Source organism: Escherichia sp. E.sYA108 (assembly GCF_011754335.1).
Lineage (GTDB): Bacteria > Pseudomonadota > Gammaproteobacteria > Enterobacterales > Enterobacteriaceae > Escherichia > Escherichia coli.
Genome location: NZ_JAAQVZ010000001.1, coordinates 2,428,787 through 2,444,570 on the forward strand (window position 1 = coordinate 2,428,787; position 15,784 = coordinate 2,444,570).

Annotated in this window: 14 protein-coding genes; 7 read left to right on the plus strand and 7 right to left on the minus strand. The window is 49.8% G+C overall.

From position 1 onward, the window contains the following. Positions 1 to 49: 49 nt before the first annotated feature. From HBM92_RS11410 to blr, 3 genes are all read right to left on the minus strand, one after another. Positions 50 to 490 carry a DUF2569 domain-containing protein gene (locus HBM92_RS11410; RefSeq protein ID WP_000214176.1) on the minus strand — a complete coding sequence of 147 codons (441 nt, stop codon included), beginning with the start codon at positions 488 to 490 and terminating at the stop codon, positions 50 to 52. Positions 491 to 575: 85 nt separating this feature from the next. Continuing rightward, positions 576 to 791, minus strand: a complete 216-nt coding sequence (gene ydgT, locus HBM92_RS11415) for a transcription modulator YdgT (RefSeq protein ID WP_000217950.1) — start codon at positions 789 to 791, stop codon at positions 576 to 578. Between the two features lie 272 nt (positions 792 to 1,063). Further along, on the minus strand, positions 1,064 to 1,189 hold the full coding sequence (gene blr, locus HBM92_RS11420) for a division septum protein Blr (RefSeq protein ID WP_001296096.1): 126 nt from the start codon (positions 1,187 to 1,189) through the stop codon (positions 1,064 to 1,066). Positions 1,190 to 1,431: 242 nt separating this feature from the next. Here blr and HBM92_RS11425 point away from each other — a divergent pair, with 242 nt between their 5' ends. Further along, positions 1,432 to 2,472, plus strand: a complete 1,041-nt coding sequence (locus HBM92_RS11425) for an oxidoreductase (RefSeq protein WP_001282503.1) — start codon at positions 1,432 to 1,434, stop codon at positions 2,470 to 2,472. A gap of 35 nt (positions 2,473 to 2,507) precedes the next feature. Here the strand turns inward: HBM92_RS11425 and add are convergent, their stop codons facing one another. The 3 genes from add to malX form a co-directional block, all read right to left on the minus strand. Beyond that, on the minus strand, positions 2,508 to 3,509 hold the full coding sequence (add, locus tag HBM92_RS11430) for an adenosine deaminase (RefSeq protein ID WP_000567511.1): 1,002 nt from the start codon (positions 3,507 to 3,509) through the stop codon (positions 2,508 to 2,510). Between the two features lie 103 nt (positions 3,510 to 3,612). Further along, complete coding sequence (gene malY, locus HBM92_RS11435) at positions 3,613 to 4,785, minus strand: bifunctional maltose regulon transcriptional repressor/cystathionine beta-lyase MalY (protein ID WP_000459361.1); 1,173 nt, start codon at positions 4,783 to 4,785, stop codon at positions 3,613 to 3,615. Positions 4,786 to 4,794: 9 nt separating this feature from the next. Continuing rightward, on the minus strand, positions 4,795 to 6,387 hold the full coding sequence (gene malX, locus HBM92_RS11440) for a PTS maltose transporter subunit IICB (RefSeq protein WP_000125604.1): 1,593 nt from the start codon (positions 6,385 to 6,387) through the stop codon (positions 4,795 to 4,797). Positions 6,388 to 6,561: 174 nt separating this feature from the next. On the opposite strand from malX, the gene malI reads away from it, so the two are divergent. The 6 genes from malI (at position 6,562) to uidC (ending at position 14,163) form a co-directional block, all read left to right on the plus strand. Further along, the gene (gene malI, locus HBM92_RS11445) at positions 6,562 to 7,590 is read left to right on the plus strand and encodes a mal regulon transcriptional regulator MalI (protein WP_000179501.1); all 1,029 of its coding nucleotides are present in this window, start codon (positions 6,562 to 6,564) and stop codon (positions 7,588 to 7,590) included. 111 nt (positions 7,591 to 7,701) lie between these two features. After that, positions 7,702 to 8,469 (plus strand): 7-alpha-hydroxysteroid dehydrogenase, encoded by a 768-nt coding sequence (hdhA, locus tag HBM92_RS11450; RefSeq protein WP_000483379.1) that lies wholly within the window; start codon positions 7,702 to 7,704, stop codon positions 8,467 to 8,469. A 228-nt stretch (positions 8,470 to 8,697) separates the two neighbouring features. Beyond that, positions 8,698 to 9,288, plus strand: a complete 591-nt coding sequence (gene uidR / locus HBM92_RS11455) for a DNA-binding transcriptional regulator UidR (protein WP_000969092.1) — start codon at positions 8,698 to 8,700, stop codon at positions 9,286 to 9,288. A gap of 389 nt (positions 9,289 to 9,677) precedes the next feature. After that, the gene (gene uidA, locus HBM92_RS11460) at positions 9,678 to 11,489 is read left to right on the plus strand and encodes a beta-glucuronidase (protein ID WP_000945903.1); all 1,812 of its coding nucleotides are present in this window, start codon (positions 9,678 to 9,680) and stop codon (positions 11,487 to 11,489) included. After that, positions 11,486 to 12,859: a glucuronide transporter gene (gene uidB / locus HBM92_RS11465; RefSeq protein ID WP_001075887.1), complete on the plus strand. Its 1,374-nt coding sequence runs from the start codon at positions 11,486 to 11,488 to the stop codon at positions 12,857 to 12,859. Before uidA ends, uidB begins: the two co-directional genes overlap by 4 nt. A 38-nt stretch (positions 12,860 to 12,897) precedes the next feature. Beyond that, a complete protein-coding gene (gene uidC, locus HBM92_RS11470; protein WP_001227048.1) occupies positions 12,898 to 14,163 on the plus strand; it encodes a glucuronide uptake porin UidC in 1,266 nt (421 codons plus the stop codon). A gap of 44 nt (positions 14,164 to 14,207) precedes the next feature. Here uidC and HBM92_RS11475 read toward each other — a convergent pair whose 3' ends face one another. Continuing rightward, positions 14,208 to 15,716 (minus strand): YdgA family protein, encoded by a 1,509-nt coding sequence (locus HBM92_RS11475; protein WP_001043378.1) that lies wholly within the window; start codon positions 15,714 to 15,716, stop codon positions 14,208 to 14,210. Between the last annotated feature and the right edge of the window lie 68 nt (positions 15,717 to 15,784).

Below are 15,784 nucleotides of genomic sequence, written 5' to 3' on the forward strand. Positions count from 1 at the left end.
TATTATCCGTTAATCCAGAGCAGGCGACAACAGGTTAACTGTAAGGTTATTACGGATTCACAAACGTCGCTTTCACCCGCGACGAGCGTTTGAAATAGGGGACGATCAATGCGGTTGCCAACAAAGTAAACAGCAACTGGCGAACGGCTATGCCATCTTCTACGGGTGAAAAAGCGAACGCTTTTACTGCCAGCAATACGGAAATAAGCAGCCAGATAATATAGTGTTTAGGAACACAACGCCGACGTTTAAAGAAAGCGATGGTCAACCACAGTGTGTAATACCACATGGCGATAGCGGTAATAAAAGAAACGCCCCATAAGATTTGTGTCGTCAGTGCTTGTCCGCCGAGCGTTTGAAATGTTTGCGGAGAAGATAACGCAGCGGTATACAGCAACAACGCCAGCGTCGTACTCAACAGAGCGACTAAAAGCCAGGCCAACGGGCCAAGCAACCAGCCTCCAATACGTTGTGGCGTTGTGGTGGTCATAGGTTCTCCAGAATAGCGACGCAAACAGACAAATCTAATTTTAGGGGCGTTATTATAAGGCTTTTATAACCGATCGCTACTTTCTTTACTGGACATAGTGCCAGACGGACTTCGGTACCTGGCCGAGGTCAAACAAACGCCCGCCAGAAACCAGCTCTGCGCGACGGTGATCGGCAGCACGATACATATTGATCAGTTCCTGATCGTCCGTCAGGGTGTAATTAAGATGATCGTAGAGTTTTTCCAGACTTTCGAGTGAACTGATTTTGCGAAATTTTAATAAGTAGTCCTGAACAGTCATAAAAGGTCCATAAAATAATCAATACCAAAGGGGTAGGTATTATTAGTGATGATAAAATTTCACCAAAAGTGAACGCTTGTGTTATTACAATAATAAGAATGTGCTGATGGCAAATATTCAGGGATGAAAAACTGCTCTGGAAAGAGTAACGCGCTTTACTATCCCTGACAATCATCAACAACATCGAACAAGATAATAAATTCCTGGTTTAATATCCGACAAGTGAAAACATGCACCCGGACGGGCAGCATGTCGCTCAACAAGTGCGGAGCTTACTTGTGTTGTACTGTAGTACTCTGTTCAGGTGGCTGATAGTTGTCAATGTGACTCGCCACGCCAAGAAGAATGACTGAAACGACAAGAACGATCCAACCTGTTAATTCAATAAGACGATTCATTACAGCCCACATCTCTGTTGATTGATCCATTAACTTCAGGGGGTAAATGTTACTTAGCAATAATAGCTCCAGCAAGATTTTTACTGAGGTTTTTGCAATATTTAGCTTTTGTCGTTGGAAAAATCGCTATTTTTTTGACTTAAGTTAAACAACATCCCTTATTGCTGGCAGGTTATTAAACTGTTGAGCGAGGGTAAAGGATAGTGTCAAATAGCCATCATACTTCAATGAGAGGCAATGACATGAGCGACAACATCCGTGTTGGGTTGATTGGGTATGGTTATGCGAGCAAAACCTTCCATGCGCCCCTGATTGCGGGCACGCCCGGGCTGGAGCTGGCGGTAATCTCCAGCAGCGATGAAACAAAAGTAAAAGCTGACTGGCCAACGGTTACGGTTGTCTCTGAGCCGAAGCATCTGTTTAACGATCCCAACATAGACCTGATTGTCATTCCTACACCCAACGATACCCATTTTCCGTTAGCCAAAGCGGCGCTTGAGGCGGGTAAACATGTGGTCGTTGATAAACCCTTTACCGTGACACTGTCACAAGCGCGAGAGCTGGATGCGCTGGCAAAAAGCCTGGGGCGAGTGCTGTCTGTATTCCATAACCGTCGCTGGGATAGCGATTTCCTGACGCTTAAAGGTTTGCTCGCGGAAGGCGTGCTGGGTGAAATTGCTTACGTTGAGTCCCATTTTGACCGCTTCCGCCCGCAGGTGCGCGATCGTTGGCGTGAACAGGGCGGCCCAGGCAGCGGTATCTGGTACGATTTAGCACCGCACCTTCTTGATCAGGCCATTACGTTATTTGGTTTACCGGTTAGCATGACGGTAGATTTGGCACAGTTACGGCCCGGAGCGCAGTCGACCGATTATTTCCACGCTATCTTGTCCTATCCGCAGCGGCGAGTGATTTTACACGGCACCATGCTGGCAGCAGCCGAGTCAGCACGGTATATCGTGCATGGATCCCGAGGCAGTTATGTGAAATATGGCCTCGATCCACAGGAAGAACGTCTGAAAAATGGCGAGCGTCTGCCGCAGGAAGACTGGGGCTACGATATGCGCGATGGCGTACTTACCCGCGTGGAAGGTGAGGAACGTGTCGAAGAAACGCTGTTGACAGTGCCGGGGAATTATCCGGCTTACTATGCGGCTATTCGTGATGCGTTAAATGGCGATGGTGAAAATCCGGTTCCGGCAAGTCAGGCAATCCAGGTAATGGAGTTGATTGAGCTGGGCATCGAATCCGCCAAACATCGCGCGACTTTGTGCCTTGCGTGAAAAGGGGATGGTGCAATTAGCACCATCCATTTTTGTTACTTCGCGGCGACTTTTTCTCGCAGTGCGCGTTTTTCCTCTGCGCTGAGGAAAGCCATTTCCAGACCATTAATCTGTGCCTGGCGGATTTGCTCGCGGGATAACCCAGCAGCTGGCGCGGCAACGGTATATTCGTGAATGATATCCACTCCCTGCACGCCTGGATCGTCAGTGTTAATGCTGGCACGAATGCCATGCTCAAGGAACGTTTTCAGCGGATGTGCAGCCAGATCCGCCACGGTGCTGGTCTGAATATTGGAGGTCAGACAGGATTCAATACCAATTTGTTGCTCGGCGAGAAAATCCATCAGCGCCCGATCTTCAATGGCTTTTACGCCATGTCCAATACGCTCCGCCCCCAGTTCACGAATCGCCTGCCAGATGCTTTCCGGTCCGGCAGCTTCGCCTGCATGGACGGTAATATGCCAGCCCGCATCACGCGCGCGGTTGAAATGAGAAAGGAACAGACTTCCCGGGAAACCAAGTTCATCACCGGCTAAATCAAGTGCGGTAATCTGGTCACGGTGGGCTAAAAAGGCCTCCAGCTCTTGCTGACAGGCGGCTTCGCCGAAGGTCCGGCTCATAATACCGATAAGCTTCGCCTGCACACCAAAGGTGCGGCAACCTTCACGTACGCCATCGATCACCGCTTCGACAACACCCGCTACAGGCAGCTGATGTGCCATTGCCATGTAGCCTGGTGAAAAACGCAGCTCGACATAGTGCAGGCCGTTACGGGCTGCATCTTCAATGTTTTCAAATGCCACGCGGCGGCAGGCATCAAGAGAGGCGAGAACTTTAACGCCCCAGTCAAGTTTAGTCAGAAAGCTCACCAGATCGGGTTCGTTGGCAATGACCTGAACGTGGGGAATCAGTGTTTCCAGGGATTGTGCAGGAAGCGAGATATTATACTGGCGGCCAAGTTCAAGAATGGTCTGGGGACGAATGTTGCCATCAAGGTGGCGATGGATATCAGTTAATGGCAGGGTGGTATCAATCATGGTCGCACTCTTTTTCTGGATATAAAAGTGCGCACCATTATAAAAACAAAGCAGGGTAAAAATCCACGATTGCGCAACGATTTTTTACGTTGCGCAATTGGGGTTAACCAACAGCGCGGATGGCGTTAATTAATCCAGCCACACCTTTTTCCAGTTTCGAACGTGGGCAGCCGGCATTGAGTCGGACAAAACCACGACCTTCTTCACCGTAGGTATATCCCGGCATGATCGCGATCTTTTCTTGCTCGATAAGCGCTTTTTGCAACGCGTTGTCGTCAATATTCAACGGACGTAGATCAAGCCAGGCCAGATAAGTGGATTGCGGGATCTGCCAGTTGAGTTCAGGAAACGCAGCGTTCATTTTATCTGCGATATACGTCAGGTTATCTTTCAGATAGACGCGTAAGGCATCCAGCCATGGTGCGCCTTGCTGATAGGCGGCGATATGAGCAGTTAACGCCAGTACCGAAGGGGAAGAAAGCCCATCACGTCCTTTCAGTGCCGATAAATAGGCATCGCGGCTACTGCTATTTTCTATAATCCCGTAAGCACCGGTCAGGGCGGGAATATTGAAACTTTTTGATCCCGACGTTAGCAACGCCCAGTCTCCGCGCGCCACATTACTCCAGGGAATATGCGGCTGCTCGCCCCAAACCATATCCATATGGATTTCATCGGAAATAACCCGCACACCATGACGCTCGCACAGGTCAGCCATGATCTCCAGCTCATCGCACGTCCACACTTTCCCGGTAGGATTCTGTGGGCTACACAGGAGCATAATTTTACATTCTGGTTTCGCCAGCACGGCTTCCAGCTTGCCCATATCGCAAAACCAGCCGTCAGGCTGCTTCTCTAAAGCAACGGGCATTACTGTGCGCTGGTTACCTTCAATGGCCTTGTAAAATGCGTCATAGGCGGGTGTGTGGATCACCACGCCTTCACCTGTTTCAGACCACTGACGAATCAGTTCTGAAACCATATAGATAACAGAAGGGCCATACACCACCGACTGAGGATCGATGGCGGTGTAATGCTGGGTGGAAAACCAGTGGGCAATAGCCGCGAGAAACTCATCGTTTTTCCAGCGGCTGTAGCCAAACACGCCGTGTATCAGGCGCTGATTCAGCGCCTCGATAATGCAGGGGGCAGTGGCAAAATCCATGTCTGAAATCGTGAACGGTAACAGGTCAGCAGTGCCGAAACGGTCAGCGACATAATCCCACTGCGTACACCATGTGCCATGACGATCCACGACCTTTGAAAAATCGAACATATCTTATCCTTATGCCTGGACAGTATGCATCAGACCGGCCATTTCATCTTTTACTGACTGAACTTGTGGCCCGATAACAACCTGCAGGTTATGTTGATTAAGTTGTACTACGCCAATTGCCCGATTGTCCTTCAGTGCCTGCACATTAACAAGCGACATATCTTTTACAGACAAACGCAGACGCGTAATGCAGTTATCGAGGCTGACAATATTGTCGGCACCGCCTAAGGCTTCGAGGATTGCCGGAACGTTGTAACCTGATTTACCCGGCGCACCGGCAACGGCTTTTTCGATTGAACTGGCAACTTCACTATCGCGCCCCGGGGTTTTGAGATTGAAGCGGGTGATAGCGAAACGGAAGATGATGTAGTAAACGACAAACCAGATTGCCGCCACTACTGGCACCATGTACCACTTGGTTGACAGACCATGCAAAATACCGAACACCACAAAGTCGATGATATTGCCGTCGGTATTACCGATGGTGACGCCGAGCACAGACATGACAGTGAAGCCGAGGCCGGTTAACAGCGCGTGGATGACATACAGAACTGGCGCTACGAACAGGAACAGGAATTCCAGCGGTTCGGTCGTGCCGCCAACGACACAGGCGATCAGGCCAGAAATCAGCAGACCTTTAATTTTATGGCGATTTTCCGGGCGCGCACAGTGATACATAGCTAACGCTGCACCTGGCAGACCGCCGAGAAACGCAGGCATTTTACCTTGCGAAAGGAAACGCGTGGCGCTTTCAGAAAAACCGTGAGTGGTTGGGCAACTCAATTGCGCCTGGAAGATGGTCAGTGCACCGCTGACGGTTTGACCGCAGACTTCCTGCGTGCCGCCTGCGTCGGTAAAGCGAATTAATGCCACCAGAATGTGATGCAGACCAAACGGCAACAGCAGACGTTCACCGGTACCAAACAGCATCGGTCCGAAATCTCCCGCGCTGTTGATCATATGGCCTAAGCCGCTAATACCCATGGCGAAAATCGGCCAGACTAATGGAATCACCAGGCCGACAAGACCCATCACTAGCGAGGAGATGATTGGTACGAAGCGCGTACCGCCGAAGAATGCCAGCGCATCCGGCAGGCGGATATTATGGAATCGCTCATGCAGCATCCAGACGATAATACCGGCGATCACCGCACCGAGGATCCCGGTGTCGATCGACTGGATCCCAAGAATGCTCTGGATGTTATTGGCTTTCAGAACCGCGGCGTCCGTGGTTGGCAGAATGCCTTTATTGGTCAACCAGAAGTTTACCGCGAGGTTCATTACCGCATAACCGACGAAGCCAGCGAATGCCGCTACGCCTTTGTTTTCGCGTGCCAGACCCAGCGGGATGGCGATACAGAACATGACTGGCAGGAAACTAAAAGCAAACGAGCCAATCTTACTCATCCAGGTAAAGATAGCCTGCAACACGGGGTTGCCCAGGACCGGGATCAGGGTGATGACATCATGGCTGCTAAGAGAACTACCAATGCCGAGCATAATGCCGCAGAACGACAATAATGCCACGGGTAACATGAAGGTTTTGCCTAACTGCTGGAAGAACTCCCACAGCGTGACTTTCGGTGCTGTTTTCGCCGTCATAAAACGACTCCTCGTAGAGAACAATCTGGATTCAATAAATTGCGCGAGAAGATAAAACGTTTTATCAAATTTTAGTGAGGCATAAATCACATTACACAACGATAATAGCGGGTATAAGATAAATAAAAGGTAAAACGTTTTATCTGTCACATAATCAGGGAGTAGGTCATCTGCATGGCTACCGCCAAAAAAATAACCATTCATGATGTTGCGCTGGCTGCGGGCGTGTCGGTAAGTACCGTTTCGCTGGTGCTTAGTGGCAAAGGGCGAATCTCTACCGCCACAGGAGAACGCGTTAACGCCGCCATTGAAGAGCTGGGATTTGTGCGCAATCGCCAGGCGTCGGCGCTGCGCGGCGGGCAAAGCGGCGTCATTGGTTTGATCGTCCGTGATTTATCTGCGCCGTTTTACGCCGAATTGACGGCCGGATTGACGGAAGCTCTGGAAGCGCAGGGACGGATGGTTTTTTTGCTTCACGGCGGTAAAGACGGCGAGCAGCTGGCACAGCGGTTTTCACTATTACTGAATCAGGGTGTCGATGGTGTGGTCATTGCCGGGGCTGCAGGAAGCAGCGATGACCTGCGACGGATAGCAGAAGAAAAAGCTATCCCGGTGATTTTCGCTTCCCGTGCCAGTTATCTTGATGACGTTGATACGGTTCGCCCGGACAACATGCAGGCTGCACAGTTGTTGACGGAGCATCTCATTCGCAATGGGCATCAGCGTATCGCCTGGCTGGGAGGACAAAGTTCCTCATTAACCCTGGCAGAACGGGTGGGGGGCTATTGTGCGACTCTACTAAAATTTGGCCTGCCGTTTCACAGCGATTGGGTGCTGGAGTGCACTTCCAGCCAGAAGCAAGCCGCGGAAGCTATCACGGCGCTTTTACGTCATAACCCGACCATCAGCGCCGTGGTTTGCTATAACGAAACTATTGCGATGGGGGCATGGTTTGGTTTGCTGAAAGCAGGAAGGCAAAGCGGGGAAAGCGGAGTCGATCGTTACTTTGAGCAACAGGTTTCGCTGGCGGCATTTACCGATGCAACGCCAACCACACTTGATGATATACCCGTTACCTGGGCCAGCACGCCAGCGCGGGAACTTGGTACCACACTTGCGGATCGCATGATGCAAAAAATCACCCATGAAGAGACGCATTCTCGCAATCTTATTATTCCTGCCCGGCTCATTGCGGAGAAATAATCCTCTCTTTATCTGCTATACCTGGTAGTGTCCTTTCCTCAAGGTTAATGATAAAAAATGTGGCACACAGGCGGTGCCTTTTATTTTTACTGAAGTTCACAGGAGGTTTATGTGTTTAATTCTGACAACCTGAGACTCGACGGAAAATGCGCCATCATCACAGGTGCGGGTGCAGGTATTGGTAAAGAAATCGCCATTACATTCGCGACAGCTGGCGCATCTGTGGTGGTCAGTGATATTAACGCCGATGCAGCTAATCATGTTGTAAATGAAATTCAACAACTGGGTGGTCAGGCATTTGCCTGCCGCTGCGATATTACTTCCGAACAGGAACTCTCTGCACTGGCAGACTTTGCCGTCAGTAAGTTGGGTAAAGTTGATATCCTGGTTAACAACGCCGGTGGCGGTGGGCCTAAACCGTTTGATATGCCAATGGCAGATTTTCGCCGCGCTTATGAACTGAATGTATTTTCTTTTTTCCATCTGTCACAACTTGTTGCGCCAGAAATGGAAAAAAATGGCGGTGGCGTTATTCTGACCATTACTTCTATGGCGGCAGAAAATAAAAATATAAACATGACCTCCTATGCATCATCTAAAGCTGCGGCCAGTCATCTGGTCAGAAATATGGCGTTTGACCTGGGTGAAAAAAATATTCGGGTGAATGGCATTGCACCGGGGGCAATATTAACCGATGCCCTGAAATCCGTTATTACACCAGAGATTGAACAGAAAATGTTGCAACACACACCAATCAGACGTCTGGGCCAACCGCAAGATATTGCTAACGCGGCGCTGTTCCTTTGCTCGCCTGCAGCCAGCTGGGTAAGCGGACAAATTCTCACCGTCTCCGGTGGTGGGGTACAGGAACTCAATTAATACACTAACGAACCGGTAAACAGCCGTATGTGTTGTTTACCGGGATAGCGTGTGCAACTCGTCAACGTCTCTGCTAAACAACTGGCAGCCAAATCACGGCTATTGGTTAACCAATAGCCGGATAAAAAGCTTACGAATTGAGTGTGCCTTCGCACTATTCAACAGCAATGATAGGCGCTCACCTGACAACGCGGTAAACTAGTTATTCATGCTAACTATAATGGTTTAATGATGGATAACATGCAGACTGAAGCACAACCGACACGGACCCGGATCCTCAATGCTGCCAGAGAGATTTTTTCAGAAAATGGATTTCACAGTGCCTCGATGAAAGCCATCTGTAAATCCTGCGCCATTAGTCCCGGGACGCTCTATCACCATTTCATCTCCAAAGAAGCCTTGATTCAGGCGATTATCTTACAGGACCAGGAGAGGGCGCTGGCCCGTTTCCGGGAACCGATTGAAGGGATTCATTTCGTTGACTATATGGTCGAGTCTATTGTCTCTCTCACCCATGAAGCCTTTGGGCAACGAGCGCTGGTGGTCGAAATTATGGCGGAAGGGATGCGTAACCCACAGGTCGCCGCCATGCTTAAAAATAAGCATATGACGATCACGGAATTTGTTGCCCAGCGGATGCGTGATGCCCAGCAAAAAGGCGAGATAAGCCCAGATATCAACACGGCAATGACTTCACGTTTACTGCTGGATCTGACCTACGGTGTACTGGCCGATATCGAAGCGGAAGATCTGGCGCGTGAAGCGTCGTTTGCTCAGGGATTACGCGCGATGATTGGCGGTATATTAACCGCATCCTGATCCTCTCTCTCTTTCCGCGGGCTGGTGACAACTGAGCCCGCGTTTCATATCGTAATTTCTCTGTGCAAAAATCATCCTCCCCGGGATCGGAGAATCCCACCTAAATATTCATCATAGCAATATATCATGAGGGTTTATCGTTCCCAATATGTTCGAACGAACGTTCGATTGCTTATTTTGTGGCTTCTGTCAACGCTGTTTTAAAGATTAATGCGATCAATATCACGCTGTGGGTATTGCAGTTTTTGGTTTTTTGATCGCTGTGTCAGTTCTTTTTATTTCCATTTCTCTTCCGTGGGTTTCTCACAGATAACTGTGTGCAACACAGAATTGGTTAACTAATCAGATTAAAGGTTGACCAGTATTTTTATCTTAATGAGGAGTCCCTTATGTTACGTCCTGTAGAAACCCCAACCCGTGAAATCAAAAAACTCGACGGCCTGTGGGCATTCAGTCTGGATCGCGAAAACTGTGGAATTGATCAGCGTTGGTGGGAAAGCGCGTTACAAGAAAGCCGGGCAATTGCTGTGCCGGGCAGTTTTAACGATCAGTTCGCCGATGCAGATATTCGTAATTATGTGGGCAACGTCTGGTATCAGCGCGAAGTCTTTATACCGAAAGGTTGGGCGGGCCAGCGTATTGTACTGCGTTTCGATGCGGTCACTCATTACGGCAAAGTGTGGGTAAATAATCAGGAAGTGATGGAGCATCAGGGCGGCTATACGCCATTTGAAGCCGATGTCACTCCGTATGTTATTGCCGGGAAAAGTGTACGTATCACTGTTTGTGTGAACAACGAACTGAACTGGCAGACTATCCCGCCGGGAATGGTGATTACCGACGAAAACGGCAAGAAAAAGCAGTCTTACTTTCATGATTTCTTTAACTACGCCGGGATCCATCGCAGCGTAATGCTCTACACCACGCCGAATACCTGGGTGGACGATATCACCGTGGTGACGCATGTCGCGCAAGACTGTAACCACGCATCTGTTGACTGGCAGGTGGGGGCAAATGGTGATGTCAGCGTTGAACTGCGTGATGCGGATCAACAGGTGGTTGCAACTGGACAAGGCACCAGCGGGACTTTGCAAGTAGTGAATCCGCACCTCTGGCAACCGGGTGAAGGTTATCTCTATGAACTGTGCGTCACAGCCAAAAGCCAGACAGAGTGTGATATCTACCTGCTGCGCGTCGGTATCCGGTCAGTGGCAGTGAAGGGCGAACAGTTCCTGATCAACCACAAACCGTTCTACTTTACTGGCTTTGGTCGTCATGAAGATGCGGATTTGCGCGGCAAAGGATTCGATAACGTGCTGATGGTGCACGATCACGCACTAATGGACTGGATTGGGGCCAACTCCTACCGTACCTCGCATTACCCTTACGCTGAAGAGATGCTCGACTGGGCAGATGAACATGGAATTGTGGTGATTGATGAAACTGCAGCTGTCGGCTTTAACCTCTCTTTAGGCATTGGTTTCGAAGCGGGCAACAAGCCGAAAGAACTGTACAGCGAAGAGGCAGTCAACGGGGAAACCCAGCAGGCGCACTTACAGGCGATTAAAGAGCTGATTGCGCGTGACAAAAACCACCCAAGCGTGGTGATGTGGAGTATTGCCAACGAACCGGATACCCGTCCGCAAGGTGCACGGGAATATTTTGCGCCACTGGCGGAAGCAACGCGTAAACTCGACCCGACGCGTCCGATCACCTGTGTCAATGTAATGTTCTGCGACGCTCACACCGATACCATCAGCGATCTCTTTGATGTGCTGTGCCTGAACCGTTATTACGGTTGGTATGTCCAAAGCGGCGATTTGGAAACGGCAGAGAAGGTTCTGGAAAAAGAACTTCTGGCCTGGCAGGAGAAACTGCATCAGCCGATTATCATCACCGAATACGGTGTGGATACGTTAGCCGGCCTGCACTCAATGTACACCGACATGTGGAGTGAAGAGTATCAGTGTGCATGGCTGGATATGTATCACCGCGTCTTTGATCGCGTCAGCGCTGTCGTCGGTGAGCAGGTATGGAATTTCGCCGATTTTGCGACCTCGCAAGGCATATTGCGCGTTGGCGGTAACAAGAAAGGGATCTTCACCCGCGACCGCAAACCGAAGTCGGCGGCTTTTCTGCTGCAAAAACGCTGGACCGGCATGAACTTCGGTGAAAAACCGCAGCAGGGAGGCAAACAATGAATCAACAACTCTCCTGGCGCACCATCGTCGGCTACAGCCTCGGTGACGTCGCCAATAACTTCGCCTTCGCAATGGGGGCGCTCTTCCTGTTGAGTTACTACACCGACGTCGCTGGCGTCGGTGCCGCTGCGGCGGGCACCATGCTGTTACTGGTGCGGGTATTCGATGCCTTCGCCGATGTCTTTGCCGGACGAGTGGTGGACAGTGTGAATACCCGATGGGGAAAATTCCGCCCGTTTTTACTCTTCGGTACTGCGCCGTTAATGATCTTCAGCGTGCTGGTATTCTGGGTGCCGACCGACTGGAGCCATAGCAGCAAAGTTGTGTATGCATATTTGACCTACATGGGACTCGGGCTTTGCTACAGCCTGGTGAATATTCCTTATGGTTCACTTGCTACCGCGATGACCCAACAACCACAATCCCGCGCCCGTCTGGGCGCGGCTCGCGGGATTGCCGCTTCATTGACCTTTGTCTGCCTGGCATTTCTGATAGGACCGAGCATTAAGAACTCCAGCCCGGAAGAGATGGTGTCGGTATATCATTTCTGGACAATTGTGCTGGCGATTGCCGGAATGGTGCTTTACTTCATCTGCTTCAAATCGACGCGTGAGAATGTGGTACGTATCGTGGCGCAGCCGTCATTGAAGATCAGTCTGCAAACCCTGAAACGGAATCGCCCGCTGTTTATGTTGTGCATCGGTGCGCTGTGTGTGCTGATTTCGACCTTCGCGGTCAGCGCCTCGTCGTTGTTCTACGTGCGCTATGTGTTAAATGATACCGGGCTGTTCACTGTGCTGGTACTGGTGCAAAACCTGGTCGGTACTGTGGCATCGGCACCGCTGGTGCCGGGGATGGTCGCGAGGATCGGTAAAAAGAATACCTTCCTGATTGGCGCTTTGCTGGGAACCTGCGGTTATCTGCTGTTCTTCTGGGTTTCCGTCTGGTCACTGCCGGTGGCGTTGGTTGCGTTGGCCATCGCATCAATTGGCCAGGGCGTTACCATGACCGTGATGTGGGCACTGGAAGCTGATACCGTAGAATACGGTGAATACCTGACTGGCGTGCGAATTGAAGGGCTCACCTATTCACTATTCTCATTTACCCGTAAATGCGGTCAGGCAATCGGAGGTTCAATTCCTGCCTTTATTTTGGGATTAAGCGGATATATCGCCAATCAGGCGCAAACGCCGGAAGTTATTATGGGCATCCGCACATCAATTGCCTTAGTACCTTGCGGATTTATGCTACTGGCATTCGTCATTATCTGGTTTTATCCGCTCACGGATAAAAAATTCAAAGAAATCGTTGTTGAAATTGATAATCGTAAAAAAGTGCAGCAGCAATTAATCAACGATATCACTAGTTAATATTCAATAAAAATAATCAGAACATCAAAGGTGCAACTATGAGAAAAATAGTGGCCATGGCCGTTATTTGCCTGACGGCTGCCTCTGGCCTTACCTCTGCTTACGCGGCGCAACTGGCTGACGATGAAGCGGGACTACGCATCAGACTGAAAAATGAATTACGCAGGGCTGATAAGCCCAGTGCTGGCGCGGGGAGAGATATTTACGCATGGGTACAGGGAGGATTGCTCGATTTCAATAGTGGTTATTATTCCAATATTATTGGCGTTGAAGGCGGGGCGTATTATGTTTATAAATTAGGTGCTCGTGCTGATATGAGCACCCGGTGGTATCTTGATGGTGATAAAAGTTTTGGCTTTACCCTGGGGGCAGTAAAAATAAAACCCAGTGAAAGTAGTCTGCTTAAATTAGGTCGCTTCGGGACGGATTATAGTTATGGTAGCTTACCTTATCGTATTCCGTTAATGGCTGGCAGTTCGCAACGTACATTACCGACAGTTTCTGAAGGAGCATTAGGTTGTTGGGCTTTAACGCCAAATATTGACCTGTGGGGAATGTGGCGTTCACGAGTATTTTTATGGACCGATTCAACAACCGGTATTCGTGATGAAGGGGTGTATAACAGCCAGACGGGAAAATACGATAAACATCGCGCACGTTCTTTTTTAGCCGCCAGTTGGCATGATGATACCAGTCGCTATTCTCTGGGGGCATCGGTACAGAAAGATGTTTCCAATCAGATACAAAGTATTCTCGAGAAAAGCATACCGCTCGACCCGAATTATACGTTGAAAGGGGAGTTGCTCGGCTTTTACGCGCAACTCGAAGGTTTAAGTCGTAATACCAGCCAGCCCAATGAAACGGCGTTGGTTAGTGGACAATTGACCTGGATTGCGCCGTGGGGAAGCGTATTTGGCAGTGGTGGTTATTTGCGCCATGCAATGAATGGTGCCGTGGTGGATACCGACATTGGCTATCCCTTTTCATTAAGTCTTGATCGTAACCGTGAAGGAATGCAGTCCTGGCAATTGGGCGTTAACTATCGTTTAACTCCGCAATTTACGCTGACATTTGCACCGATTGTGACTCGCGGCTATGAATCCAGTAAACGAGATGTGCGGATTGAAGGCGCGGGTATCTTAGGTGGTATGAACTATCGGGTCAGCGAAGGGCCGTTACAAGGGATGAATTTCTTTCTTGCTGCCGATAAAGGGCGGGAAAAGCGCGATGGCAGTGCGCTGGGCGATCGCCTGAATTACTGGGATGTGAAAATGAGTATTCAGTATGACTTTATGCTGAAGTAAGAAAAAACGCCGGAGAGAAAAATCTCCGGCGTTTTGGCTGTGAATTACTGCTGCGGAATAGCGGGTACAGCCGGAACGTTTAATGCCGGCATCGCAAACATACCCACGAAATCTTCCAGTGGCATTTTCTGCCCGTTTAACGTTATCTGACCGTTAGCATATTGCAGGCTGGTGGTGATGGTATTGTCCTGCAAGGTGGTCAGACGGAACATCTGCCCCATTGCTGATGCACCTTCAACTTGCTGTTTCGCCAGTTTTTTCGCTTGATCTTCCTGATAACCTTCCAGCTTCGCTACCTGAGTCATTAACTCAGTTGCCATATCCACCGGAATGGTCAGTTTCGCATCCAGAGATTTAACCGACCGGTCCACTTCCTGCGCCAGCGTTTGCGGCGCTTCTTTAGTCGTTGCCGGATCTTTCAGGAACAGCGACAGATTCAGCGCACTTTCACCCTGACTGTTTTTCCAGCTTAGCGGCGCGATAGTAATCACCGGATCGCCTTTCAGCATCAGCGGCAGAGCGCTAAAGAAGGCTTCCGTCACTTTCTCCTGATAAAGTTCGGGATTGTTGGCAATTTCTGGCTGTGCCAGCAGCGCCTGAGTTTGCGCGTTATATTGCTGGCTAAACTGATGCCAGGCTTCGCCATCAATTTGGCCGACTTTTAAAGTCAGCTTGCCACTGCCCAGATCCTGATTCTGTACCTTCAGGCTGTTTAGCGAGTAATCCAGTTGGCTATTGACCGTTTTACCGTCATTGACCAGATCCGATTTACCGCTGATCTCCATGCCTTCCAGCAGTGCCAGTTCTTTGCCCTCCACTGAAATGGTCATTTTTTCCAGCGACAGTTTTTGGTTTCCTACGCGCTCACCAAAACTTGCCAGCGTGCTGGAACCGTCGGTTTTCAGATTATTAAAGGTTAACTGCACTTTCTGGTTGTATTCGTTAACCGCGTCTATCCGACCACTTTGCGCCTCCCCGGAAAGGGAGATAGCTTTGCCGTCTCTGTCTGCATTTAACTGGAACTCGCCGCCGCTAAATGCGACTTTTTCATCCTTTTGCTCGTAATTCAGTGGCTTGAGCGAAATGTCGGAACTGGAATCTCCGCTGTAACCAATGCGGGAGTTAATCTCAAAAGGCGTTTCACCTTTTGCCATATCAAACAGTGGTTTGCTTACTTCGTTATTAACCAGCGTGGTTTGAATTGATGCCATCGACGGGATCAGGTTCAGTTTTTTAAGCTGGGCAAGCGGGAAGGGACCATGATCAACCGATTCGTTGAAGATGACGCTCTGACCGCTTTTAATCCACGGATTTACTTTTCCGGCAATGGGTTTCACCAACAGTTGCAACTGGCTGCTGAATACGCCGCGATGATAGTTTTGATAACTGACTTCCAGGTTGGATTCAGGAGCTGTCAGTTTGAGTTGCGCGTTCGCCTGCGCGACCATGTCTTCGAGATGGGTTTCAATCTTCTTGCCTGTATACCATGCGCCGCCTGTCCAGACTACGCCTAGCGCAACAATGACGCCTACCGCTACCAGCGATTTATTCATAATGATTATCCATAAAATGAAATCAGGCGGACTGGCCGCCTGAAGGTGTTATAAGCCTTTAATAAGCT

What these genes read in the sequence shown, in the direction of transcription:
- uidB (WP_001075887.1), top strand. Translation starts at nt 11,486, where the DNA reads ATGAATCAACAACTCTCCTGGCGCACCATCGTCGGCTACAGCCTCGGT.
- uidA (WP_000945903.1), top strand. Translation starts at nt 9,678, where the DNA reads ATGTTACGTCCTGTAGAAACCCCAACCCGTGAAATCAAAAAACTCGAC.
- malI (WP_000179501.1), top strand. Translation starts at nt 6,562, where the DNA reads ATGGCTACCGCCAAAAAAATAACCATTCATGATGTTGCGCTGGCTGCG.
- uidR (WP_000969092.1), top strand. Translation starts at nt 8,698, where the DNA reads ATGATGGATAACATGCAGACTGAAGCACAACCGACACGGACCCGGATC.
- ydgT (WP_000217950.1), bottom strand. Translation starts at nt 791, where the DNA reads ATGACTGTTCAGGACTACTTATTAAAATTTCGCAAAATCAGTTCACTC.
- malX (WP_000125604.1), bottom strand. Translation starts at nt 6,387, where the DNA reads ATGACGGCGAAAACAGCACCGAAAGTCACGCTGTGGGAGTTCTTCCAG.
- uidC (WP_001227048.1), top strand. Translation starts at nt 12,898, where the DNA reads ATGAGAAAAATAGTGGCCATGGCCGTTATTTGCCTGACGGCTGCCTCT.
- blr (WP_001296096.1), bottom strand. Translation starts at nt 1,189, where the DNA reads ATGAATCGTCTTATTGAATTAACAGGTTGGATCGTTCTTGTCGTTTCA.
- malY (WP_000459361.1), bottom strand. Translation starts at nt 4,785, where the DNA reads ATGTTCGATTTTTCAAAGGTCGTGGATCGTCATGGCACATGGTGTACG.
- HBM92_RS11475 (WP_001043378.1), bottom strand. Translation starts at nt 15,716, where the DNA reads ATGAATAAATCGCTGGTAGCGGTAGGCGTCATTGTTGCGCTAGGCGTA.
- add (WP_000567511.1), bottom strand. Translation starts at nt 3,509, where the DNA reads ATGATTGATACCACCCTGCCATTAACTGATATCCATCGCCACCTTGAT.
- HBM92_RS11425 (WP_001282503.1), top strand. Translation starts at nt 1,432, where the DNA reads ATGAGCGACAACATCCGTGTTGGGTTGATTGGGTATGGTTATGCGAGC.
- HBM92_RS11410 (WP_000214176.1), bottom strand. Translation starts at nt 490, where the DNA reads ATGACCACCACAACGCCACAACGTATTGGAGGCTGGTTGCTTGGCCCG.